Annotated in this window: 21 protein-coding genes; 12 read left to right on the forward strand and 9 right to left on the reverse strand. The window is 68.3% G+C overall.

The window, feature by feature from the left end:
• Window positions 1-7: 7 nt before the first annotated feature.
• Window positions 8-1075: a metal-dependent hydrolase gene (locus tag VN11_RS03420; RefSeq protein ID WP_053448822.1), complete on the forward strand. Its 1068-nt coding sequence runs from the start codon at window positions 8-10 to the stop codon at window positions 1073-1075.
• A 96-nt stretch (window positions 1076-1171) separates the two neighbouring features.
• On the opposite strand, the gene VN11_RS03425 is transcribed toward VN11_RS03420, so the two are convergent.
• The 4 genes from VN11_RS03425 to VN11_RS03440 all read right to left on the reverse strand — a co-directional run bounded on the left by VN11_RS03425 (window position 1172) and on the right by VN11_RS03440 (window position 4681).
• Window positions 1172-1999, reverse strand: coding sequence for a methyltransferase domain-containing protein (locus tag VN11_RS03425; protein ID WP_049456913.1), 828 nt, complete (start codon window positions 1997-1999; stop codon window positions 1172-1174).
• Between the two features lie 109 nt (window positions 2000-2108).
• Window positions 2109-3104, reverse strand: coding sequence for a tRNA dihydrouridine synthase DusB (gene dusB, locus VN11_RS03430; protein WP_053451243.1), 996 nt, complete (start codon window positions 3102-3104; stop codon window positions 2109-2111).
• A gap of 147 nt (window positions 3105-3251) precedes the next feature.
• Window positions 3252-3683, reverse strand: coding sequence for a hypothetical protein (locus VN11_RS03435; protein WP_053448823.1), 432 nt, complete (start codon window positions 3681-3683; stop codon window positions 3252-3254).
• Between the two features lie 80 nt (window positions 3684-3763).
• Window positions 3764-4681 carry a LysR family transcriptional regulator gene (locus VN11_RS03440; protein ID WP_053448824.1) on the reverse strand — a complete coding sequence of 306 codons (918 nt, stop codon included), beginning with the start codon at window positions 4679-4681 and terminating at the stop codon, window positions 3764-3766.
• 115 nt (window positions 4682-4796) lie between these two features.
• Here VN11_RS03440 and VN11_RS03445 point away from each other — a divergent pair, with 115 nt between their 5' ends.
• The gene (locus VN11_RS03445) at window positions 4797-5963 is read left to right on the forward strand and encodes an MFS transporter (RefSeq protein WP_238581851.1); all 1167 of its coding nucleotides are present in this window, start codon (window positions 4797-4799) and stop codon (window positions 5961-5963) included.
• Window positions 5964-6016: 53 nt separating this feature from the next.
• Here VN11_RS03445 and VN11_RS03450 read toward each other — a convergent pair whose 3' ends face one another.
• Together VN11_RS03450 and VN11_RS03455 are read right to left on the reverse strand one after the other, a co-directional pair.
• Window positions 6017-6982, reverse strand: a complete 966-nt coding sequence (locus tag VN11_RS03450; protein ID WP_049456910.1) for a ribokinase — start codon at window positions 6980-6982, stop codon at window positions 6017-6019.
• 25 nt (window positions 6983-7007) lie between these two features.
• The gene (locus VN11_RS03455) at window positions 7008-8306 is read right to left on the reverse strand and encodes a NupC/NupG family nucleoside CNT transporter (protein WP_004154263.1); all 1299 of its coding nucleotides are present in this window, start codon (window positions 8304-8306) and stop codon (window positions 7008-7010) included.
• Window positions 8307-8499: 193 nt separating this feature from the next.
• On the opposite strand from VN11_RS03455, the gene VN11_RS03460 reads away from it, so the two are divergent.
• From VN11_RS03460 to VN11_RS03480, 5 genes are all read left to right on the forward strand, one after another.
• Window positions 8500-9471, forward strand: coding sequence for an aldo/keto reductase (locus VN11_RS03460; protein WP_053448826.1), 972 nt, complete (start codon window positions 8500-8502; stop codon window positions 9469-9471).
• 217 nt (window positions 9472-9688) lie between these two features.
• A complete protein-coding gene (gene hemP / locus VN11_RS03465) occupies window positions 9689-9883 on the forward strand; it encodes a hemin uptake protein HemP (RefSeq protein WP_005412278.1) in 195 nt (64 codons plus the stop codon).
• A 153-nt stretch (window positions 9884-10036) separates the two neighbouring features.
• A complete protein-coding gene (locus tag VN11_RS03470) occupies window positions 10037-12229 on the forward strand; it encodes a TonB-dependent hemoglobin/transferrin/lactoferrin family receptor (RefSeq protein ID WP_414553777.1) in 2193 nt (730 codons plus the stop codon).
• Window positions 12230-12233: 4 nt separating this feature from the next.
• Window positions 12234-12833: a hypothetical protein gene (locus VN11_RS03475; RefSeq protein ID WP_053448828.1), complete on the forward strand. Its 600-nt coding sequence runs from the start codon at window positions 12234-12236 to the stop codon at window positions 12831-12833.
• 68 nt (window positions 12834-12901) lie between these two features.
• Complete coding sequence (locus VN11_RS03480; protein ID WP_053448829.1) at window positions 12902-13837, forward strand: DUF6607 family protein; 936 nt, start codon at window positions 12902-12904, stop codon at window positions 13835-13837.
• A 128-nt stretch (window positions 13838-13965) separates the two neighbouring features.
• Here VN11_RS03480 and VN11_RS03485 read toward each other — a convergent pair whose 3' ends face one another.
• Both VN11_RS03485 and VN11_RS03490 read right to left on the reverse strand, forming a co-directional pair.
• The gene (locus VN11_RS03485) at window positions 13966-16482 is read right to left on the reverse strand and encodes an ABC transporter permease (RefSeq protein ID WP_053448830.1); all 2517 of its coding nucleotides are present in this window, start codon (window positions 16480-16482) and stop codon (window positions 13966-13968) included.
• A complete protein-coding gene (locus tag VN11_RS03490) occupies window positions 16479-17126 on the reverse strand; it encodes an ABC transporter ATP-binding protein (RefSeq protein WP_049456916.1) in 648 nt (215 codons plus the stop codon). Before VN11_RS03490 ends, VN11_RS03485 begins: the two co-directional genes overlap by 4 nt.
• Window positions 17127-17201: 75 nt before the next feature.
• Here VN11_RS03490 and VN11_RS03495 point away from each other — a divergent pair, with 75 nt between their 5' ends.
• From VN11_RS03495 to VN11_RS03505, 3 genes are all read left to right on the forward strand, one after another.
• Window positions 17202-17846 carry an arylesterase gene (locus tag VN11_RS03495; protein WP_053448831.1) on the forward strand — a complete coding sequence of 215 codons (645 nt, stop codon included), beginning with the start codon at window positions 17202-17204 and terminating at the stop codon, window positions 17844-17846.
• An 87-nt stretch (window positions 17847-17933) separates the two neighbouring features.
• Window positions 17934-18647 carry a response regulator transcription factor gene (locus tag VN11_RS03500; protein ID WP_002811889.1) on the forward strand — a complete coding sequence of 238 codons (714 nt, stop codon included), beginning with the start codon at window positions 17934-17936 and terminating at the stop codon, window positions 18645-18647.
• 156 nt (window positions 18648-18803) lie between these two features.
• Window positions 18804-20075: a sensor histidine kinase gene (locus VN11_RS03505; protein ID WP_053448832.1), complete on the forward strand. Its 1272-nt coding sequence runs from the start codon at window positions 18804-18806 to the stop codon at window positions 20073-20075.
• A gap of 265 nt (window positions 20076-20340) precedes the next feature.
• On the opposite strand, the gene VN11_RS03510 is transcribed toward VN11_RS03505, so the two are convergent.
• Window positions 20341-21042, reverse strand: a complete 702-nt coding sequence (locus VN11_RS03510; RefSeq protein WP_053448833.1) for an SGNH/GDSL hydrolase family protein — start codon at window positions 21040-21042, stop codon at window positions 20341-20343.
• 213 nt (window positions 21043-21255) lie between these two features.
• Between VN11_RS03510 and VN11_RS03515 the strand changes: the two genes are divergently transcribed.
• Both VN11_RS03515 and VN11_RS03520 read left to right on the forward strand, forming a co-directional pair.
• Window positions 21256-21651 carry a diacylglycerol kinase gene (locus VN11_RS03515; protein ID WP_008268574.1) on the forward strand — a complete coding sequence of 132 codons (396 nt, stop codon included), beginning with the start codon at window positions 21256-21258 and terminating at the stop codon, window positions 21649-21651.
• Window positions 21652-21684: 33 nt separating this feature from the next.
• Entirely contained in the window at window positions 21685-22434 is a 750-nt protein-coding gene (locus tag VN11_RS03520; RefSeq protein ID WP_004154280.1) for a TerC family protein, read from the forward strand.
• Window positions 22435-22508: the final 74 nt, after the last annotated feature.

Consider the following 22508-nt stretch of genomic DNA (forward strand, 5'->3'; position numbering starts at 1 on the left):
TCGGCCAATGGACTCCCTGACCCAGATCGTGCTCGGTGGCGCCGTCGCCGCTGCCATCGCACCGCCCGGCCATCGCCGCGCGGCCCTGCTGGCCGGTGCCGCGCTCGGCACGCTGCCCGACCTCGACGCCCTGTGGCTGGGCTTCACTGCGGCCGACCCGGTCGCCAACATGGTCGACCACCGCAGCTTCAGCCATTCGCTGCTGGTGCTGCCGTGGGTGGCGGCGCTGATCTGGTGGCTGTTCAAGCGCTTCGGCAACGGCCGGGTCGCGCAGTCACCGGTACGCTGGTTCTGGGCGATCCAGCTGGCGCTGGTCACCCATCCGCTGCTGGATGCGTTCACCGTCTACGGCACCCAGCTGTGGTGGCCGTTGCGGCCGCACCCGACGATGGGCTCCAGCGTCTTCATCATCGACCCGGCCTATACCGTGTGGCTGCTGCTGGGCTGCGTGCTGGCCTGGTTCGGCCGCGCGCGGCCGTGGGCGGGCAAGGCGCTGGGCGTGGCCCTGCTGGTCAGCAGCGGCTACCTGGGCTGGGGCCTGATGGCCAAGGCACAGGTCGATCGTGCCGCCCAACAGAGCCTGGCCGCGATGGGCCTGGGCGATGCGCCGCGCTTCTCGGTGCCGATGCCGTTCAACACCCTGCTGTGGCGGGTGGTGGCAATGACCCCGAATGGCTACGTGGTCGGGGACCGCTCGCTGGTGGCCGACCAGGGCCCGATGCGGTTCGAGGGCCATCCGTCCAACGTGCAGGCCTTGCGCGAAGCATCTGCGATTCCCGCCGTGCAGCGGCTGCAGTGGTTCAACCGCGGTTTCATGCGCGCGCAGGTGGTGGAGGGCCGGTTGGTGCTGAGCGATCTGCGCATGGGCCTGGAGCCCGACTACACCTTCAACTTCGCGGTGGCCGAGCAGGTCGATGGGCAATGGCGGGCGATCAGGCCCGAGCAGTTGCGCATGGATTACAGCAGTCCTGCCGCGCGCGCTGACGTCGGTCGCCGGTTGGCCGCGATGTGGCAGCGGATCTGGCAGGAGCCGGCGACATCGCCGGGTGCGGTCGACCACGCCGCCGTGCATTGATCCGTAGATCCACGCCATGCGTGGATGGCGGTGCATCGGCGGCGGCAGCCACGCATGGCGTGGCTCTACTGCCTCAATTGGCAGTAGAACGTCGGCTCAATACACCGTCGCGCGGCCCTGCACGAACGAATAGAAGAACACCGCGTTCGGGTCGTTCTGCACCAGACGGAACTCGCGGCGCATGCCCTCCACGGTCTCCTCGTCCACCAGCCCGGCCTGCAGCAGCTGGTCGGCCGCCGACAGCAGCAGCTGCTCCCAGAACGCGATCATCGTCTTGCGTCGGGCCGGCTCACGGTTGTCCAGGTGGATGGTCTTGATCTCGGTATGCACGTCGCGGAAACCGCCGGCCAGCAGCAGGTTGCCCAGCTTGGCACCGACGAACGGGTCGCCGCCGTGGTCGTACTGGAAGTCATTGAAGGCCATCCAGTAGCGCCAGATGTGGGGCGAATACGGATCGAGCAGGAACGAGGCATTCATCACCTCGGTGATGTACACCGGGGAGCCCGGTGCCAGCACACGGCGCACTTCGCTCAGCACGCGCGCCGGTGACGGCACGTGTTCCAGTACCCAGCACAGGAACGCCGAATCGAAGGTGCGGGCGTCGAACGGCAGTTCGCCGGCATCGGCCTGCTGCAGGGTGTAGCGGTCGCTGCACCACGGCGTGCGCGCCAGATTCTCGCGTGCGGTGGCCAGCTGCGTTTCGCTCAGGTCCACGCCGGTCACGTGCAGCTCGGGGAAGCGGCGCAGCAGGATCTCGGTCTGCGCACCGACGCCGCTGCCCACTTCCAGCAGGCGACGCGCACCGCCGTAGTCGATCTGGCCGAAGATGCTCGATTCCAGCAGGCGCGCCTGGGTCATCAGGCGCTGCTGTTCGGTGCCGGAGAATCCGTGCAGGTAGGTCGGGGAAGAGATCGGCGGCGTCATGGTGTGCTCTTGTAGAGTCGAGCTTGCTCGACTGTTCGGGAAAGCCAGTCGAGCAAGCTCGACTCTACGGATCAAGGCAGGCGGGCAGGTTACGAGGCGGCTGGCGCAGTCAGGCGGCGGAAGGCATCGCCGGTTCCCCGGCGATCAGGCGATCGAAGTACTCGGTGGTCAGCGCGATCTGGCTCTGCGGGTCTTCGGCGCGGTTGACCACCGCGCGGAAGGCAGCATTCTCTGGCCGGTCCTTGGCATACCAGCCCAGGTGCTTGCGCGCGATGCGCACGCCCTGCGGTTCGCCATAGAACGCATGCAGCGCATGCAGGTGGCCGAGCAGGATGTCGCGCACCTCGGCCAGCGACGGCGGCGGCAGTTCCTCGCCGGTGGCCAGGTAATGCGCCACCTCGCGGAAGATCCACGGCCGGCCCTGCGCGGAGCGGCCGATCATCACCGCATCCACGCCGGTCTGCTTCAGCACCAAGGCGGCCTTCTGCGGCGAATCGATATCGCCGTTGGCGATCACCGGGATGCGCAGCGCGGCCTTGATCTCGCCGATGGTGCCGTACTCGGCCTGGCCGGTGTAATGCTGGTCGCGGGTGCGGCCATGCACGGCCAGCGCGGCGATGCCGCTGTCCTCGGCAATGCGCGCGATCAGCGGGCCATTGCGGTGGTCGCAGTCCCAGCCGGTGCGGATCTTCAGCGTGACCGGCACGTCCACCGCGTTGACCACCGCTTCGAGGATGCGCGCCACCAGCTGCTCGTCGCGCATCAGCGCCGAGCCGGCCCAGGCATTGCACACCTTCTTGGCCGGGCAACCCATGTTGATGTCGATGATCTGCGCGCCGTGGTCCACGTTGTAGCGCGCAGCCTCGGCCAGCTGCTGCGGCTCGGTGCCGGCGATCTGCACGCTGATCGGTGCCGGTTCGCCGTCATGGTCCATGCGGTGGATCGACTTGCGCGTGTTCCAGAAGCGCGGGTCGCTGATGGTCATTTCCGAGGCAGCCAGGCCCGCGCCCAGCCGTTTGCACAGCAGGCGGAAGGGCTTGTCGGTGACGCCGGCCATGGGCGCCAGCACGACGTTGGGGGCAATGGTGTACGGGCCGATCTGCATGCGCCCATTGTAGGGCGCGGGCGGCGGTACGGCCGTGTCGGGCGCGGTCCGGTTCAGGCCGATCGGCACCGACCTCATGCCGTACCGGCATCAGCAGATGCTTGACGGTTGCTTCCGCCGCCCCCAGGGGCGGGCGATCGTGGGCGGCTACCCCAGGCTCTGCCAGGCCTGCCGGGTACCCATGGCGAAGGCCAGCCCCAGGCCCAGGCAGACCAGCGAGCTGATCGCCCAGAAGCGCGCGCCGTTGTAGCCGGGGCGGAACAGCGCCAAGCCGAAGCCCATCGCCGCGCGCAGCAGCAACACTGCAGCGATGGCGGGCAGCACCCAGCGGCTGGCCGGCAGTGGCGAGTGCCAGCCGGCGCCGGCCAGGGCATACAGGGTCCAGCCCACCAGCACGGCGGTGATGCCGGCAGTCATCAGCGGCGGCCACCAATGCCCGGCCTGCGCCAGCCGGACCATGCGTGGGCCAGCACCGAAGCATCTGTACCAGGGAGCGCCGAAGGCGATGCAGCCGATATGCAACAGGGCCGCAATGGCACTACCGGCGGCGGCAGCCAGCAACCAGGGGAATCCGTCCATGTCCTGCCCGAGCAAGGAAGCTGCGCGGATGGTGGGCGAGGGGCGCTGCATGGGCAATGCGACAGGTGGCCGCAGCCGGGTCACCGTGCGGGATCGATCCGCAGGCCGGCGCCGAGCCGGTCCAGTGCCACGTCCACGCGCGGCAGCCGCTGCCGGCCCTGCGGCCACAGCAGGCGCAACGGCAGGCCGGGGCAGTCCAGCGCCGGCAGGATCGACACCAGGCTGCCGCGTGCCAATGCGTCGTCGACCAGCCAGGAGGCCAACTGGGCGATACCGAAGCCGGCCTCGACCGCTGCCAGCTGCGCCTCGGCGCTGCCGACCACCAACCGTGCGCGGGCCTGCAGCGGAGCGCTGCGCTTGCCGGCATCGGCGACCTGCCACGGGCCGACGCTGCCGTCGGCTCGGCCGAACAGCACGCCATCATGGTCGGCCAGCTCGGCAGCGGATGCCGGCAGCCCCTGTCGCTGCAGGTAGGCCGGGGACGCACAGAAGCGCAGTCGTTCATGGCCGAGCAGGCGGCTGCCCAGCGTGGCCGGCAGTGGCTCCGGTCCACCGATGCGTACCGCCAGATCGATACCATCCTCGGCCAGGTCGATGAAGCGGTCACTGAAGGTCACCTGCGGCCGCAGGTGCGGAAATTCGTCGGCCAACTGCAGCAGCAGCGGCCAGACCTTCAGGCGGCCGAAGGTGGCCGGTGCATCCACGCGCAGGCGGCCCACCGGCGCATCGGCGTGCGCGGCCAGCACCGATTCGGCATCGGCCAGCTCACCCAGCACCCGCACGCAGGTGCGATGGAAACCTTCGCCGGCCTCGGTCAGGCGCAAGCGTCGGGTGCTGCGTTCAAACAACCGCGCGCCCAGTCGCGCCTCCAGCCGCGCGATGGTCTTGCCCACCGCCGAGCTGGTCAGGTGCAGGCGCTCGGCGGCAGCGGTGAAACTGCCGGCCTCGGCGGTGGCGACGAAGGCCTCGATGCCGCGCAGGCGCTCGGTGGGAAGCATTGGGAAATTCTGTCCGGAATGGGTGGAAAACATAGCAGTAATAGGAACCCGGGGAGGAAATAGGCTGGCGGCCCCTGTTCCTGCACCCACTTACATGGCCTCCCTCGATTCCCCCATGCCCGCTGCACACGGCAACGTCCGCGCAGGCCTGTCGGTCGTTCTGCTGGCGGTGTCCGCCTTCGTCATCGTCACCACCGAGTTCCTGATCGTCGGCCTGCTGCCGGCCCTGGCGCGCGACCTCGGCCTGGGCATCGCCCGAGCTGGTTACCTGGTCACCCTGTTTGCGTTCACCGTGATGCTGGCCGGGCCACCCCTGACCGCGCTGCTCTCACACGTCGACCGGCGCCGCTTGTTCGTGGCCATCCTGCTGCTGTTCGCCGGCTCCAATGCGCTGGCCGCGATGGCCACGCAGCCGTGGCTGCTGGCGCTGGCACGGGTGCTGCCGGCACTGGCGCTGCCGGTGTTCTGGGGCACCGCCAGTGAAACCGCCGCGCAACTGGCACCTGCGGGGCAGGGCGGGCGCGCAGTGGCGCGGGTGTATCTGGGCATCACCGCCGCAATGCTGTTCGGTATCCCGCTGGGGACGCTGGCCGCCGACGCCATCGGCTGGCGCGGCAGCTTCTGGTTGCTGGCCGCTTTGTCGCTGTTGATGTCGGTGGCATTGGCGCTGTGGATGCCGGACACCGAGGCCGGACCGCGTCGCGCGCTGCGCGAGCAGGCACGCGTGCTGCGCCAGCCCTGGCTGCTCGGCAACGTGCTGCTGTCGGTGCTGGTGTTCACCGCGATGTTCGCCGCCTATACCTATCTGGCCGATGTACTCGAACGCCTGTTGCAGGTTCCCGCCGCGCAGGTGGGCTGGTGGCTGATGGGCTTCGGCGCGGTCGGCTTGCTCGGCAATGCACTGGGCGGGCGTTGGGTGGATCGTGCACCACTGGGCGCGACGCTGGTGTTCTGCGCAGTGCTGGCGCTGGGCGTGCTGGGCAGCATTGGACTGACCTTACACGGCGCGTGGGCGTTGATCGCACTGGCGCTGTGGGGCGTGGCGCATACCGCGCTGTTCCCGCTGTGCCAGGTACGGGTGATGCGTGCGGCGCCGCAGGCCCAGGCGCTGGCCGGCACCTTGAACGTGTCGGCGGCCAATGCCGGTATCGGGCTGGGCGCGCTGCTCGGTAGCGGTGCCATCGAGCGCTGGGGCCTGGGCTCGCTGGGCATGGTGGCTGCCGGCGTGGCGCTGCTGGCGATAGCAGCGGGGCGGCTGTTGCGGCGTGCGGAGGAACCATGAAAAAGCCCGGGCATCTGCATGCCCGGGCTCGTTCATCCACGCAGGGCGTGGATCTACTTCACTTCTGCGTCGGCCGGGGTGAAGCGCGGCATCGCTGCAGCGGCGCCTTCCTTCTCGGTCGAACGGCCAGCGAACTGGTTGGCGAAGCGCACATGGCGCGCGAACGGGGCATCGGCCACCTGCGCCAGCGACGCGGCCAGCGCACCGTTGAAGGCATCGCCGGCACCGGTGGTGTCGATCGCCTGCACCTGTTCGGCACCCACGCGGTAGTACGGCTGGGTATCGCCGCGCAGGTTTTCTTCGGCATGCGAGACGAACACGCCCACCGAACCCAGGGTCACCACCACCGTACCGTTGCCGACCAGCTTGCGGCACAGCGCGTGCAGGCTGGCACCGTCCAGCGCGGCAACGTCGTTGGCGTCCACGCGCTCACCGACGTGGCGGCCGAGCAGGGCGGCGAACTCGGTCTCGTTCGGGGTGATCACATCGGCCAGCTTGAGCAGGCCGATGGTCGAGGGGGCATCGGCCGGCGCGGTGTTGAGCACGGTGGTGACACCGGCCTCGCGCGCGGTGGCCAGCGCCGCTTCGATGGTCGGCACCGGCGATTCCAGCTGCACCAGCACCACCTTGGCGCCGGTCAGCAGCGCCTGCTGCTGGTGCAGGAAGTCGGTGCTGAGCGCGGCATTGGCGCCCGGGCCGATCACGATGGTGTTGCGGCCGCGGGCGTCGACGTAGATGCCCGCGGTGCCGGTCGGCTCGCTGCTGGCTTCGGCGATCAGCCCGAAACCGTCGTGCGCGGCCAGTTCGCGTGCCGTGGCGCCACCGGCGTCATCGCCCAGCGCGCACACGAAGTGCGTGTCGGCGCCGGCGCGGCAGGCCGCCACGGCCTGGTTGAAGCCCTTGCCACCGGGGCCGGTGCTGTAGCGGCCGGCAATGGTCGCACCCGGTGCCGGCAGCGACTCGCACCGCCACACGTGATCGACATTGAAGGAACCGACGACAACGACACTGCTGCTCATAGGGAATCTTTTCTCAACCAAGGGTTCAACTGAAGTGCGTCAGCACGCCGGCGATGGTCGCCGTCATGAAGGTGGCAATGGTACCGCCCAGCACCGCGCGCAGGCCGAACTTGGCCAGGTCGTGGCGACGTTCCGGGGCCAGGCCACCGATGCCGCCGATCTGGATCGCGATCGAGCTGAAGTTGGCGAAGCCGCACAGCGCGTAGGTGGCGATCAGGCGGCCCTCGTCGGACAGGCTCACGCCGGCCACCTGGCCGTTCACGATCTGCGACAGCTCGGTGTAGGCGACGAATTCGTTGATCACGACCTTCTGGCCGATCAGCGAACCGACGGTGGTGGCATCGGCCCACGGCGTGCCGATCACCCAGGCGATCGGGGCCAGCACGTAACCGAAGATGGTCGACAGGTTGGTCGGCTTGCCGATCGCGGCCGCCAGGCCGGTCACATCGCCGAGCCAGGTCAGCGGGGCGTTCAGCAGCGCGATCAGGGCGATGAAGGCCAGCAGCATCGCGCCGATGTTCAGCGCCAGCTTCAGGCCGTCACCGGCGCCGGCCGCGGCCGCATCGATGATGTTGCTGGAGGTCTTCTCCACTTCCATCTTCACCGTGCCGCGGGTCAGCGGGGTGCCGGTTTCCGGAATCAGCAGCTTGGCCACGACCAGGGTGGCCGGTGCGGCCATGATGCTGGCCGCCAGCAGGTGCTTGGCGTAGAACGCCTGCTGCACCGGGTCGCCGCCGCCGAGCATGCCCACGTAGGCCGCCAGCACGCCGCCGGCGATGTGGGCCATGCCGCCGATCATCATGGTCAGCAGCTCGGACTGGGTCATCTTGGCGATGTACGGGCGCACGGTCAGCGGCGCCTCGGTCTGGCCGATGAAGACGCTGGCGCAGACGCTGGTGGTTTCCGCGCCGGACACGCGCATCACCTTGGTGATTGCCCACGCCATCACGCGCACGATCGCCTGCATGATGTTCAGGTGGTACATCACGCCCATCAGCGCCGAGAAGAAGATGATGGTCGGCAGCACCTGGAAGGCGAAGATGAAGCCGTAGTTCTTGGTGTCCATCAACGAGCCGAAGATGAAACCCGAGCCTTCGTTGACGAAGCTCAGCACCTTGACGAAGCCGTGGCCCAGCGCATCGAACACGTCGCGCCCGCCCGGCACCAGGATCACCAGCGCCGCGAAGGCGATCTGCAGGGTGATACCGGTGGCAACCAGCTTCCAGTCAACCGCGCGCTTGTTGTTGGAAAACAACCAGGTGATGCCGATCAGCACCGCCAACCCGAACAGGCCGAAGCCGATCCTGCCCAAACCTTCGACCATGTGAGTGACTCCCCTGGGGCGTCGCGAAAAACGGGAAGCCTAGTGCAGGGCCGGGGCCGGGGCAAGGAAAAGCAACGTGCAGGCGTCCATCGGTACCGATCAGGCCAGCAACGGCAAGGGGTTGCGGCCGGCAGCGGCAGGTAGAATGAGGCTCGATCCCGGCCCGGATGCGGGCCCGCAGCAGGAGATTTGCATGCAATACCGTCGCCTGGGCTCCACCGGCCTGCCGATTTCCGCCCTGTCCTTCGGTGCCTGGGTGACCTTCGGTGACCAGATTCCACGCGACGAGGCGCGCAACCTGGTGGCGGCTGCCTGGGACCAGGGTGTCAACTTCTTCGACAACGCCGAGGGCTACGCCAACGGCCGCGCCGAACAGGTGATGGGTGACGTGATCAGCGACCTGCGGCTGCCGCGCGACGGTTTCTGCGTGTCCAGCAAGGTGTTCTTTGGCAGCGCCAAGGACCCGCGGCCGACCCAGCGCGGCCTGTCGCGCAAGCATGTGACCGATGCCTGCCATGCCGCGCTCAAGCGCCTGCGGGTGGAGTACCTGGACCTTTATTACTGCCACCGCCCGGATCCGGACGCCCCGATCGCCGAGACCGTGCACGCCATGGACACGCTGGTGCGGCAGGGCAAGATCCTCTACTGGGGCACCTCGGAGTGGTCGGCCGCGCAGATCCAGCAGGCGCTGGACATCGCCGAGGCGCACAACCTGCAGGGACCGTCGATGGAGCAGCCGCAGTACAACCTGCTGCACCGCGAGCGGGTAGAGCTGGAGTACGCACCGCTGTATGCGCGTGCCGGCCTGGGGACCACCATCTTCTCGCCGCTGGCCTCGGGCCTGTTGACCGGCAAGTACGACCAGGGCATCCCGGCCGATGCGCGGCTGGGCCGCCCGGGCATGGAGTGGTTGCAGGACATGGTGCTGGGGGCGGACGCCAAGGCCCGGCTGGGCCAGGTGCGCCGCTTCAGCGAGGTGGCGCGTGCGCTGGGCCAGTCCCCGGCCACCCTGGCCATTGCCTGGTGCCTGCGCAACCCGAACGTCTCCAGCGTGATCCTCGGCGCCAGCCGGGTCAGCCAGCTGCTGCAGAACCTGCAGGCGCTGGAGGTGCTGGAGCAGGTCGATGCCGCCGGCTGGGCCCAGGTCGAAGCCGTCTTCGCCTGACTGCCCTTTGTAGAGTCGAGCCATGCTCGACTCCGGCCCTGGGAGAGCAGTCGAGCAGGGCTCGACTCTACAAAAGCGCCACGCCATTTTGATTGATAGAAGCTATCGAATTTCCGGATTCGATCATTAATCTCATCAATCAAATTGAGAATGGTTGTTGATTGTCAACTGAGAATCATTATCATTTAACTCGTCCCTCGCACGAGTCCAGATGCTCATGAATGCTCAACCTGTACTGCTGCGCCCCGAAACGCTGACCCTCCGCGATCGTCCGGTCCGCGTCGTTCCGCCGGAAGAGGTCATCGACAGCGAAGCCCTGCTCAAGGGCCGTCGTGAAATCCTGATCCAGCACGGCGACCGCTTCTATCGCCTGCGGCACACCAGCAACGACAAGCTGATCCTGACCAAGTAACCGCGGCCTGGTCGCCCGCCTCCCTCCCTCCTGCCGGCAACGCCGACAGGGTGGGCGACCCGTCCGCGCCCGCTCTCTCCCCCTCGGTCTATCGCGCGCATCCTCCGGGTGTGCCGGTAACCGGGGGTTCCCTTGCCTGACCGAACGAAACCGATGACCCGCCATACCGCCCTTTGCCTTGCTGTCTGGATGGCCCTGCCGCTGTCCGCCCATGCTGCCGCCGCTGCCACCGCCGCGCCCGACGCGCGCGAATTTGATCGCGTGCAGGTCACCGCCACCCGCACCGAGCGTGCGGTGAGTGATGTGGCCGCCACGGTCGATGTGATCGACCGCGAGCAGATGGACCGGCACCTGGTGCAGGACATCAAGGACCTGCTGCGTTACGAGCCGGGCCTGTCGGTCAACCGCAGCGCGGCCCGCTTCGGCCTCGGCAGCATCCGCATCCGTGGCCTGGACGGCAACCGCGTGCGCGTGCAGACCGATGGCATCGCGATGCCGACCAGCTTCAACATTGGTTCGTTCTCCAATGCCAACCGCAACTTCACCGACCTGGACACGCTCAAGCGCGTGGAGATCGTGCGCGGTCCGGCCAGCTCGTTGTATGGCTCGGACGCACTCGGCGGTGTGGTCGCGTTCGTCACCAAGGATCCGGCCGACTACCTGAAGGACGGCAAGGACAGCTACGTCGGCCTGAAGTTCGGCTATGACGGCGAGTGGAAGGGCCTGCTTGGCGGCGTCACCACCGCCTTCGGTGGCGAGCACTGGAGCGGCATGGTCAACATCAACCATCGCCAGGGCCAGGAAACCGTCAACAAGGGTGACGTGCGAAGCCTCGACAACACCCGCACTGCGCCCAACCCGCAGGACCGCGATGGTCGCAGCGGCCTGGCCAAGCTGGTCTACGCGCCGAGCGAGGACCAGCGTTTCCGCCTGACCGTGGAAGGCAACGAAGACAAGACCGAGACCAACGTGCTGTCGTCGATCGACCGCACCACCACCACCGGCATGAAGGCGCGCGACAAGCAGAACCGCACCCGCGTGTCGTTCGCCCATGAAATGGATGCGCTGGACAAGGGCTTTGCCGACAGCCTGCACTGGCAGGTGTACAGCCAGAACAGCGAGACCACCCAGGTCACCGACGAGGACCGCGCCAACCGCAGCCGTCGCCACCGCGAGTTCACTTTCGACCAGCGCGTGTACGGCCTGCAGGCGCAGTTCAACAAGGCCTTCAGCACCGGCAGCGTCGAACACGCGTTGACCTACGGCTTCGAGGGCGCACGTACCGAAATCCGCCAGAAGCGCGATGGTTTCCAGGTGCTGGCCAACGGCCAGACCAGCACCACCATCCTGCCGGATGCATTCCCGGTGCGCGATTTCCCGATCAGCAAGACCACCGAGCTGGGCCTTTACGCGCAGGATGAGATGCGCATGGCCGGCGGCAAGCTGTCGCTGGTGCCGGGCGTGCGCGTTGACCGCTACGAGCTGAAGCCGGAGGTGGACAACATCTTTGCCGAGGACAATCCCGGCGTGCCGGTGGCCAAGCTGACCAAGACCAGTGTCTCGCCGAAGCTGGGCATGGTCTATCGCTTCACCGACGAATGGTCGCTGTTCGCCGGCTACTCGCATGGCTTCCGTTCGCCGCCGTACAACGACGTCAACCTCGGCTTCACCAACTTCGCCTTCGGCTACACCGCCATTCCCAATCCGGACCTGAAGCCGGAAACCAGTGATGGCATGGAGCTGGGCCTGCGCTTCCTGTCGCCGGCCGCCTACGTCAGCGTCAGTGGCTACTACAACGAATACAAGGACTTCATCGAGTCGCAGTCGCTGGTCGGCACCAACGCACAGGGCCTGATGGTGTTCCAGTCGCGCAACATCGCCGACGCGCGCATCTACGGCGCCGAACTGAAGGCCGGTGTCGACTTCGGGCAGATCAGCCCGGCCCTGCAGGGCTGGGCGCTGCGCAGTGCGGTGGCCTGGTCGCGTGGCGACAACAAGACCGAAGACACGCCGCTGGATTCGGTCGACCCGCTGCGCGGCACCGTCGGCCTGATGTACGACACCGAGACCTGGGGTGTCGAGCTGGCTGGCACCTTCGTCAAGCGCAAGGACCGGCTGGCCAGCACCACGGCCTATCGCCCGGCGGGCTACGGCGTGACCGACCTGATGGCGCACTGGAACTTCGCGCCGGGCGCGACCTTCAATGTCGGCGTGTTCAACCTGGCCGACAAGCGCTACATCGATTGGTCCAACGTCGGTTCGACGCTGCTGCCGACCAGCCGTGTGCTGGACCGCTATACCAGCCCGGGCCGTACCTTCTCCGCCAGCCTTGCCGTTTCCTGGTGACCTCATGAGCCGAGCATTGTCCGCACGCAGGAACGACTCCATCGCCGCACCGAACGGTGCGGCCTGGCCGACCCCGGCACAGCTGGCCACGCTCGGCACCGTGTTGTGCCTGTATCACGCCGACGGCAACGAACTGGGCGGCTGGCGCCAGGCGGTGCGCGTGCATGCCTGCCAGGGCGTGGACAGCGAGGGCCTGCGCGAAAGCCTGTGCTTCCTCGATGGCCGCGGCCGCTGCGTGTGGCGCCTGTACCTGCTGCCGGACAGCGATTTCCTGGCCTGGGACCGGCTGGTGGCCGCGCTGCCGCCGGGACCGCAGCACGACAGCGATGGCAGTGTCGGCGAGCGCCTGTGGCGACGCCTGGCCGGCCACCTCGGTGGCCAGCGCTGGCGGTTGTGCGCGCTGCGCCTGCATGCGGCCGACGATGGCCGCACCCTGGCCGCCAGCCTGTCGACCCTGTCCTCGCTGGGCGCCGCCACGGCGCGCCGTATCGCTCGCCTGGAAGGCGCCGAAGGCGAGCTGGCAATCGACGACTGCTGCTGCGCCGACGCCGCACGGCGACCGGCACCGCGGATACCCGGCGACCTGCCGCTGATCCGTCTTTGAACCTGATGGAACGCCTGTCGGCCACGGATGGCCTCTCAACAAACCTGCAACCCTGAAGGAAGACCCCGATGAAGTTCCAGACAGCCAGCGCCCTGCTGTTGCTCGCCGCCAGCGGCGTGGCCAGCGCGCAGCCCTCCGACATCGCCCGCGACCATGACAGCATCCTCGCCATGCAGGGCGAGTACACCGTGGATTTCGCTTTCGACGAGACCGTGCTGCTGAAGCCCGGTTACGAGCGCGCGCCGGCGATGCGCAGCGGCGGCAACGAAGTGGTCATCGTGGTGGAAGACACGCCGAAGCGCATCGTGCTGCAGCACCTGCTGCTGGACGAAAAGAGCGGCCACATCACCAAGCACTGGCGCCAGGATTGGGTGTACGAAGCGCCGAACCGCTTCGAGTTCAGTGCCGACCAGACCTGGCAGGTGCGCACCATTCCGGCGGCGACCAACCAGGGGGCGTGGACCCAGTGCGTGTATGAAGTGAGCGACGCACCGCGCTACTGCGGCACCGGCAAGTGGACCTACAGCAACAACGTGCCGAGCTGGACCAGCGACCTGAGCTGGCGTCCGCTGCCGCGTCGCGAGTACACCAAGCGCAGCGACTACAACGCGCTGGCCGTGATCAACCGGCACACGCTGACCCCGAACGGCTGGACCCACGAGCAGTTCAACACCAAGGTGCAGCGCAATGCCGATGGCAGCCAGGTGGAGATCGCGCGCGAGTTCGGCTTCAACGACTACGTGAAGACCACCGAGATCGACTTCACCCCGGCCCGCAACTACTGGAAGGCCACCGCTGGTTACTGGGCCAAGGTGCGCCAGCGCTGGGACGGCTTCCTGACCCAGGCCCCGGGCGTGCACCTGAAGACCAAGATCGACGGCATGGCGATGATCATCCCGCTGTTCACCCAGGCCGAAGAGATCCAGGCCGGCAAGAAGGTGAAGGACAAGCAGATCGACGAAGTGTTCGCCAAGTACGTGGAAAAGGCGCCGAAGGAAGGTTGATCGCCGCCGCGGTTGTGGTGAGGTACCGGGCGCGCCCGCCACCGCATCCACGCATGGCGTGGATCTACTAGTCCTGCGCTTTAGTAGGTGCCGAGCTTGCTCGGCACGCTCTCCGATCCGAAGCAGCGTCAAGCTTCGCGCAAGGCAAGGGCTGGCGGCGCATGCAGGATGCGCCGCGTGCCCCACCAGCCGGCCAGCAGGCTCAGCCCGATGCCGACCACGCCGCCCAGCAGCAGGCCCGGCCACGGCGGCAGCAGCGGCAGCTCGAACACCTTCTGCGAGACCGCCACGCCGATGGCCGCCGCCGCGCCCACCGCCAGCAGCGCCGCCAACGTGCCCAGTGCGCCGAATTCCACCAGCACCGCACCGCGCAGCTGGCGCCGGGTCGCGCCCAGCGTGCGCAGCACCGCGCTGTCATAGCGGCGCTCGCCGGCCGTGGCCTGCAGCGCGGCCAGCAGCACCAGCACGCCGGCCAGCAGGCTGAACACCATCACCAGCTGCACCGCCTGCGCCACCCGCTCCATCACATCGCGCACCTGCGAGATCACCGCATCCACGTCCAGCAGTGACAGGTTCGGCTGCGCGCGCACCAGTTCACCCAGCCCGGCGGCCTTGCCGGCCGGCAGATGGAACGCCGACAGCAGGTTGTGCGGGGTGTCGCCCACCGCGTTGGGGTTCAGCAGCACGAAGAAGTTCGGTCGGAACGTGTTCCAGTCCGCCTTGCGCACGCTGGTGACGGTGAATTCGCGCTCCTGTTCACCGACGGCAATGCTGATGCGGTCGCCGCTGGCCACCCCGTAACGCTTGGCCCAGCCGATCTCCACCGACGCTTCCGGCGCCGTGCTGTCGGCCTTCCAGAACGTGCCGTCGACCAGCGTGTTGGCCGGCGGGAAGCTGTTGCGCCAGCTGAAGTTCAACGGCCGGTTCTCGTCATCGTCGTCGCGCTGGGCCTCGCCGGATGCCGGCTGCCCGTTCTGTTCCGGCGTGCGGTCCACGCGCAGCGGCGGCTTGCCGTTGATCGCGATCAGGCGGCCGGTGGCCATCGGTTCGATGCTGGCATCGTTGGCGCCCAATCCGCGCAGCGCGGCCAGCACGCTGTCACGCTGTTCGGGCTGGATGTTGATCAGGAAGTAGTTCGGCGTATCTGCAGGCAGCCGCTCGCGCCACTGCTGCAGCAGGCCAGGACCGGTCACCGCCAGCAGCAACAGCGCGCACAGCGACAGCGACAGCCCGACCAGCTGCATCACCGCCAGCATGCGGCGCCGGGTCAGCGCGGCCAGGCCCAGGCGCCAGTTGCCATGCAGGCGGTGCTGCAGGCCGCGCAGCAGCTGCAGCAGCACGAAGCCGACCACACCGGCGGCCACTGCCAGTGCGGCCAGCCCACCCAGCACCCACAGGGCCAGCTTCAGGTCGCCGGTGACCTGCACCGCCAGCAGCAGGCTGGCCGCCAGCGCCGCGACATAGGCCAGCAGCGATGCCGGTGGCAGCGCGGCGAAGGAGCGGTTGAGCACGCGCATCGGCGGCACCCCGCGCAGGCGCAGCAGCGGGGGCAGGCCGAAGCCGAACAGCAGCAACAGGCCGATGCCGGCACCGGTCAGCGCCGGCATCGCTTCGGGCAGCGGCAGGCGCTGCGGCACCAGGCTGCCCAGCACCTGCACCAGGCCTTCCTGCGCAGCCATGCCCAGGCCGATGCCGAGCGCACAGGCCGGCACCGCCAGCATCAGCAGCTGCAGTGCCAGGCCGAACAGGATGTCGCGCTGGCGCGCGCCCAGGCAGCGCAGGATCGCTACCTGGTCGATGCGGCGCAGGGCGAAGCGGTTGGCCGCCAGCGCGGTTGCCACGCCGGCCAGCAGCACCGCCAGCAGCGCGCTCAGGCCGAGGAAGCGCCCGGCCAGGTCGAACGCCTGGCGCACGCCACGCTGGGTGTCGTCCACGCTCAGCAGGCGCAGGCCCTTGACCTGCGGCAGCAGCCATTGGCGCAGCCCGGCCACCTGATCGGCCGCTCCGGCGAACATCAGCCGGTAGTTGATGCGGCTGCCCGGGCCGAGCAGGCCGGTGCCCTCCACATCGGCGCGGTTGACCAGCAGGGTGGGCGAGAGGGTGAGCAGGTCACCGCCGGCATCCGGCTCGGCCTCGATGATGCCGGCAATGCGCAGCGTGCCGGCGCCGAACTCGAGGTCATCGCCGGCCTTCAGCCCCAGCCCCTGCAGCAGGCGCGGATCGGCATAGGCCTGGCCCCTGGCGGGCATGCCGGCGTCGGCGATCAGCGCACCGCCGGGCGTGGCCCGCACCCGCAGCGTGCCACGCATCGGATAACCGGCCTGCACCGCCTTGATGCTGGCCATCTGGCTGGCCTCGCCGTGGAACAGCACGCTGCCGAAGCTGGCGATGCGGGTGTAGGCCAGTCCGCGCCGCTGCGCTTCTTCGGCGAAGGCCTGCGGCGGGTCGTCGCGCCCGGCGATGCCGAGGTCACCGCCGAGCATTTCCGCCGCACTGCCGGTCAGGGCCAGGTTGACCCGGTTCACCAGGGTGCCGACCGCGGTCATCACCGCCACGCCCAGCACCAAGGCCGCGAACACGGTCAGCAGGTCGCCGGCCAGCGCCTCGCGGCGCAGCGCGCGCCACGCATGGCGCAGCAGGTTCATGCTGCGGCTCCGCGCTCGACCGGCAGCAGGCGGCCGTCATCGATGCGGTGGATGTACTGGCAGCGCTGGGCCAGCCGCAGGTCGTGGGTGACCAGCACCAGCGTGGTGCCGCTGCCGGCGTTGAGTTCGAACAGCAGGTCGCTGATGTGCTGGCCGGTGGCGTGGTCCAGCGAGCCGGTCGGTTCGTCGGCGAACAGGATGCGCGGGCGGGTGACGAAGGCACGTGCCAGGGCCACGCGCTGCTGCTCGCCGCCCGACAACTGGCGCGGGTAGTGACGGGCGCGATGGCCCAGGCCGACCTGCGCCAGCACTTCGTCCACCCGCACCCGGTCTTCGCGGCCGGCCAGCTCCAGCGGGAGCGCGACGTTCTCGGCGGCGGTCAGCGCCGGCAGCAGGTGGAAGCTCTGGAACACGAAGCCGACCTCGCGTGCGCGCAGCTGGGCGCGGGCTTCCTCGTCGAGACGGCCCAGATCCTGGCCGGCCAGCGCGATGCTGCCGCGGCTGGGCAGGTCCAGCCCGGCCAGCAGGCCGAGCAGGGTGGTCTTGCCGGAACCGGAGGCACCGACAATGGCCACGCTGGTGCCTTCATGGACGGTCAGGGTGATGTTGTCCAGTATGTGGACTTCACCCTCCGGGCCCTGCACGGACTTGCCGACCTGGTCGACGGCGATGGCGACGGGCGCGCTGCGGGGGGACAGGCTGTCGATGAGGAGACTCCAATGCGCAAGACGGGATGGAGCCGGCGAGCCGGCGCGATGATGGTGCTGCTGCTAGGGTTCCTGCTGCTGCCCGGGCTGGCCTGTGCCAAAGGTCCGGCGGGCACCGTGCTGGTACTCGGCGACAGCCTCAGTGCCGCCCACAATATCCCCGCCGACGCCGGCTGGGTCAGCCTGCTGCAGCAGCGGGTCAGGCAGCAGTCGAAAACGCCGGCACGCATCGTCAACGCCAGCATGAGCGGGGAGACCACCGCCGGCGCGCTGACCCGCCTGCCGGGCCTGCTGGCGAAGGAGAAGCCGACCGTGGTGGTGATTGCGCTGGGCGGCAACGACGCGCTGCGTGGGCTGACCCCGGCGCAGGTACAGGGAAACCTGGAGAAAATGGTGCAGGCCAGCCAGAAGGCGGGCGCCCGGGTGCTGCTGCTGGGCATCGACGTGCCGCCCAACTACGGGCCGGCCTATCGCCAGCGCCTGGCGGCCGCCTACAAGGCGCTGGCCACGCAGTACAAGGTGCCGCTGCTGCCGTTCCTGCTGGAGGGCGTGGCCCTGCAGCCGGGCATGATGCAGGCCGATGGCCTGCACCCCACGGCACAGGCGCAACCGAAGGTGCTGGACAACGTCTGGCCACTGCTCAGGCCGCTGCTCTGAACCGATTGATGACCTCTTGACGGAACTTCACATCGCGTCCACCGTCGATCCGGCATGTTTCACAAAGCTGAAGTTAGAGGGAATCACATGCGTCAGACGAAGGAGACCTCCGGCTTGGTGCTGGTGGTCGAAGACAACCGCAACATCTCCGAGATGATCGGGGAATACCTGGAAGGTCGCGGCTTCGAGGTCGACTATGCACAGGACGGCCTGGATGGCTACCGCCTCGCGGCGGAAAACAGCTATGACGTCGTGGTGCTCGACTTGATGTTGCCGCGCCTGGATGGCATCGAAGTGTGCCGTCGCCTGCGCAACGATGCGCGCAAGTCCACCCCGGTGCTGATGCTCACGGCACGCGACACGCTGGACGACAAGCTCACCGGCCTCGGGTTCGGCGCCGATGACTACCTGACCAAGCCGTTCGCGATCCAGGAACTGGAGGCCCGCCTGCGCGCGCTGATCCGCCGCGAGCGTCGCCAGGTCGGTTCGGAAGTGCTCAAGGTCGCCGACCTGGTGCTCGATCCGGTCAGCATGCGTGCCACCCGTGCCGGTACCGAGCTGCAGCTTTCGCCGATCGGCCTGCGCCTGTTGACCATCCTGATGCGCGAATCGCCGCGCGTGGTCACCCGCCAGGAGATCGAACGCGAGATCTGGGGCAATGGCCTGCCGGATTCGGACACCCTGCGCAGCCACCTGTACAACCTGCGCAAGATCATCGACAAGCCGTTCGACCGTCCGCTGCTGCACACCGTGCAGAGTGCCGGCTACCGCATTGCCGATATCGCCCAGCCGATGGCCTGATCGGGGCCCGCGCCGGTGCAGCAGCAGGCCCGGCCGGGGCATGGCCATGAACGAGGGCAGGGGATGACCGGCTGGCGTTGCCGCCGGTTATCGCCCGTGCACCCGCACGGCGCGGCGCGCTGCCTATAATCGCAGCGCTCTGACCGGGACCCCGCAATGCCGCACGGCCTGCCGCGCAAGATCCGTATCGCCTTCATCCTGCAGGCAGTGCTGGCCAGCCTGGGCATCCTGCTCGGTGCCTGGCTGGTCTCGCTGGTGATCAAGCACAGCCTGGTCGGCGCCGCCCTGCGCGAGGAAGCGGCGTACTACTGGACGCTGCACGAGGCCTCGCCGGTACAGCCGCCACCCAACACCCAGAACATCCGTGGCTACCTGCTGGAAAGCGGGCAGTCGGCGTTGTCGCTGCCGGCCAACCTGCGCAACCTGGAACCCGGTTTCCACGAACTGCCCAAGGACGACCAGCTGGTGCTGGTCGATGTGCGCCCAGCCGGCCGCCTGTACCTGGTGTTCCTGCGCTCGCGTGCGGAAATGCTGGCGTTCTGGTTCGGCATCGTGCCGGTGCTGCTGACCCTGCTGGCAGTGTATGGCGCCAGCTGGGTGACCTACCGCGCCTCCAAGCGCCTGGTGTCGCCGGTGAACTGGCTGGCGCGGCGCGTGTCGCGCTGGGACCCTGGCCACCCCGAGGCGGCCGATCTGGAGCCGAACAAACTGCCGGCCGACATGCAGGGCGAGACCCGGCAGCTGGCGGCCGCCCTGCATTCGCTGGCCAACCGGGTCAGCGCGCATGTGGCGCGCGAGCGCAACTTCACCCGCGATGCCAGCCACGAACTGCGCACGCCGCTGACCGTGATCCGCGTGGCCAGTGACATGGCACTGGGCGATGAAACGCTGCAGCCGCGCCTGCGTCGCAGCCTGCAGCGCATCCAGCGCGCCGGCCGTGACATGGAAGCGGTGATCGATGCGTTCCTGATCCTGGCCCGCGAGGCCGATGTCGAGCCGCAGATCGAGCTGTTCGATGTCAACGACATCGTCCGCTATGAAGTGGACAACGCCAACGAACTGCTGGGCGCGCGGCCGGTGGCGGTGCACCTGCACAGCGATGGCCCGGTGCAGCTGCACGCGCCGCCTCGGGTGCTGCAGGTGGTGGTCAGCAACCTGGTGCGCAACGCCTGCAGCTACACCGACGAAGGGCGCATCGACGTGCACGTGCTCAACGACCGTGTGGTGGTGCGCGACACCGGCATCGGCATGTCCGCCGAGGCACTGTCGCGCGCGTTCGAGCCGTTCTACCGCGCCGAGCCCAGCCGCCCGCAGGGCACCGGCCTGGGCCTGTCGATCGTGCGCCGGCTGTGCGACCGCTTCGGCTGGAAGGTCAGCCTGGCCAGCGAGCCGGGGCAGGGCACCGAGGCGACGGTCATTTTCCGGTAGAGGGCTTTGGCCGGGCTGCGCCCGGCACCCGCCGAGGCAACATCAACATCAAAAGCGGGCATTCCGAGGAGGGGCGGGGCGGTGTGGGGGTGCAGGACACGCCGTAAACCCTTCCATGGGGGCTCGATGGCGCCACCCATGGCGCCAACGGTCCTGCACACCCACACCGCCCCGCCTTCGACAGTTTCCCGCGACCCGCAGTAGATCCACGCCATGCGTGGATGAAGTTGCGGTAGCGCCGGGCCATGCCCGACGCACGCCTGCCTCAATCGCACTTCACCTTCGGCGCCACCGTCTTGGTCCAGATCGCGTAGCCGGCCGGGGTCATGTGCAGCATGTCTTCGCGGAACAGCGTCGCATCCGGCTGGCCATCGGCGCCGAGCATCGGCGTATAGATGTCGGTGAAGCCGGTGTTGGGCAGCTTTGCCAGGGCAGCCTTGATCAGCGCGTTGGCCTCGTTGATCGCCGGCAGCAGGTGCGCGCGCGACGGGCTCGGCTTGATCGACAGGTATTCCACCTTCGTTTTCGGCAGGTCGCGATGCACGCGCTGCACGAAGGCGACCACATCGTCCCGCACCTGTACGGCGGTGCGGCCGCTGTTGAGGTCGTTGTCGCCGGCGTAGAAGAACAGCTTGCATGGCGCATACGGCACCACGATGCGGTCGGCGTACCAGGTGCTGTCGCGCACTTCCGAGCCGCCGAAGCCGCGGTTGAACACCGGCTGGCCGGGGAAGTCGGTGGCCAGGCTCTCCCAGAAGCGGATCGAGGAGCTGCCGATGAACTCGATGCCGCCGCGCGGCGGCGGATTGGCCTGGTCGGCGCTGGCGAAGCGGGCCATGTCACCCGCCCAGGCCACGTTCGAGACCTGTTCGGGCACCTGGGGCGGCCTGGCCGGGCTCAGGGCCTGGGCCAGCGGTGCGGCGGTCAGCAGGCCCAGCATCAGCAGGCAGGTACGGCGACGGGACATCAGGCGCTCCAGCGGGGAAGGAAGCCTCCATCATAGGAGCAGGGGCTGGCCGGGTGCTTGCCGTTGGCAGGCCATTCGGCCGGGCCGCCGGGGGTATGGCTGGCGGCCTTGTGGCAAAATGGCCGCCATCTGCCTATTCCTGTGCACCCATGATTCCCTGCCGTGCGTCTGAGCGGTCGCTGCGCCGCGCTCCTGTTGCTGGATCTTCCTGCCGTGGCTGATCAGTTCGGCCACCTGCCCCGCGGCCCGCGCCGCATCTTCCAGGCCGCCCGCTGGTCCTGGCAGGGCCTTCGCGCCGCCTGGCTGCACGAGTCCTCGTTCCGGCTGGAGGTCTACCTGCTGATCGTGCTGACCCCGGTCGCGATCTGGCTGGGCCAGACCCCGGTCGAACGCGCGCTGATGATCGGCTCGATGCTGCTGGTGCTGGCGATGGAGTTGGCCAACTCGGCCATCGAGGCGGTGATCGAACGCTACGGCAGCGAAATCCACGAACTGGCCGGCCGCGCCAAGGACATGGGTTCGGCGGCGGTGTTCGTGCTGATGATGAACGTCCTGCTGTGCTGGGCGCTGGTCGTGGTTCCGCACGCGCTGGCCGGCAGCTACGGCTGAAACCCCATTCCCCCACTGCCTTGAAGAGTTTCCATGTCCTTTGAGTTCCTCGCCGACCCCAATGCCTGGGTGACCCTGTTCACCCTGAGTGCGCTGGAAATCGTGCTCGGCATCGACAACCTGGTGTTCATTTCCATCGCGGTCAGCAAGCTGCCGGAAGAGCGTCGCCCGTTCGCACGCAAGCTCGGCATCGCCGTGGCGTGCATCACGCGTATCGCGCTGCTGGTGTCGCTGGCCTATCTGGCGCACATGGCCGCCAACCTGTTCACCGTGGCCGGCATGGGCATCTCCATCCGCGACCTGGTGCTGATCGTCGGTGGCCTGTTCCTGATCATCAAGGGCTTCATGGAGATCAAGGAACTGATCAGCGGCGGCGAGGATGAAGATCCCAGCACGACCAAGGCCTCGGCCGTGTTCGGCTACGTCATCGCGCAGATCGCGGTGATCGACATCGTGTTCTCGCTGGACTCGGTGATCACCGCCGTCGGCATCGCCGACCACATCCCGGTGATGGTCGCCGCCATCCTGCTGTCGGTGCTGGTGATGCTGCTGGCCGCCAACCCGCTGGGCCGCTTCATCGATGCCAACCCGACGGTGAAGATGCTGGCGCTGGCCTTCATCCTGCTGATTGGTGCGGTACTGATCCTGGACGGCCTGGACGTGCACGTGCCCAAGCCCTACATCTACGCCGCGATGGGCTTCTCGGTGCTGGTGGAGTGGCTGAACCTGCTGATGCGCCGCCGCGCACGCGAACACAACGTGCCGGGCGCCGGCAACTGGTAAGCGCGTGATCCAGAACCCCCGGCACTGCCGGGGGTTCTGCGTTGCAGGGCCGGGCTCTACAGAAGCGGCGAACG

The sequence above is a fragment of the Stenotrophomonas maltophilia genome, from assembly GCF_001274595.1.
Lineage (GTDB): Bacteria > Pseudomonadota > Gammaproteobacteria > Xanthomonadales > Xanthomonadaceae > Stenotrophomonas > Stenotrophomonas forensis.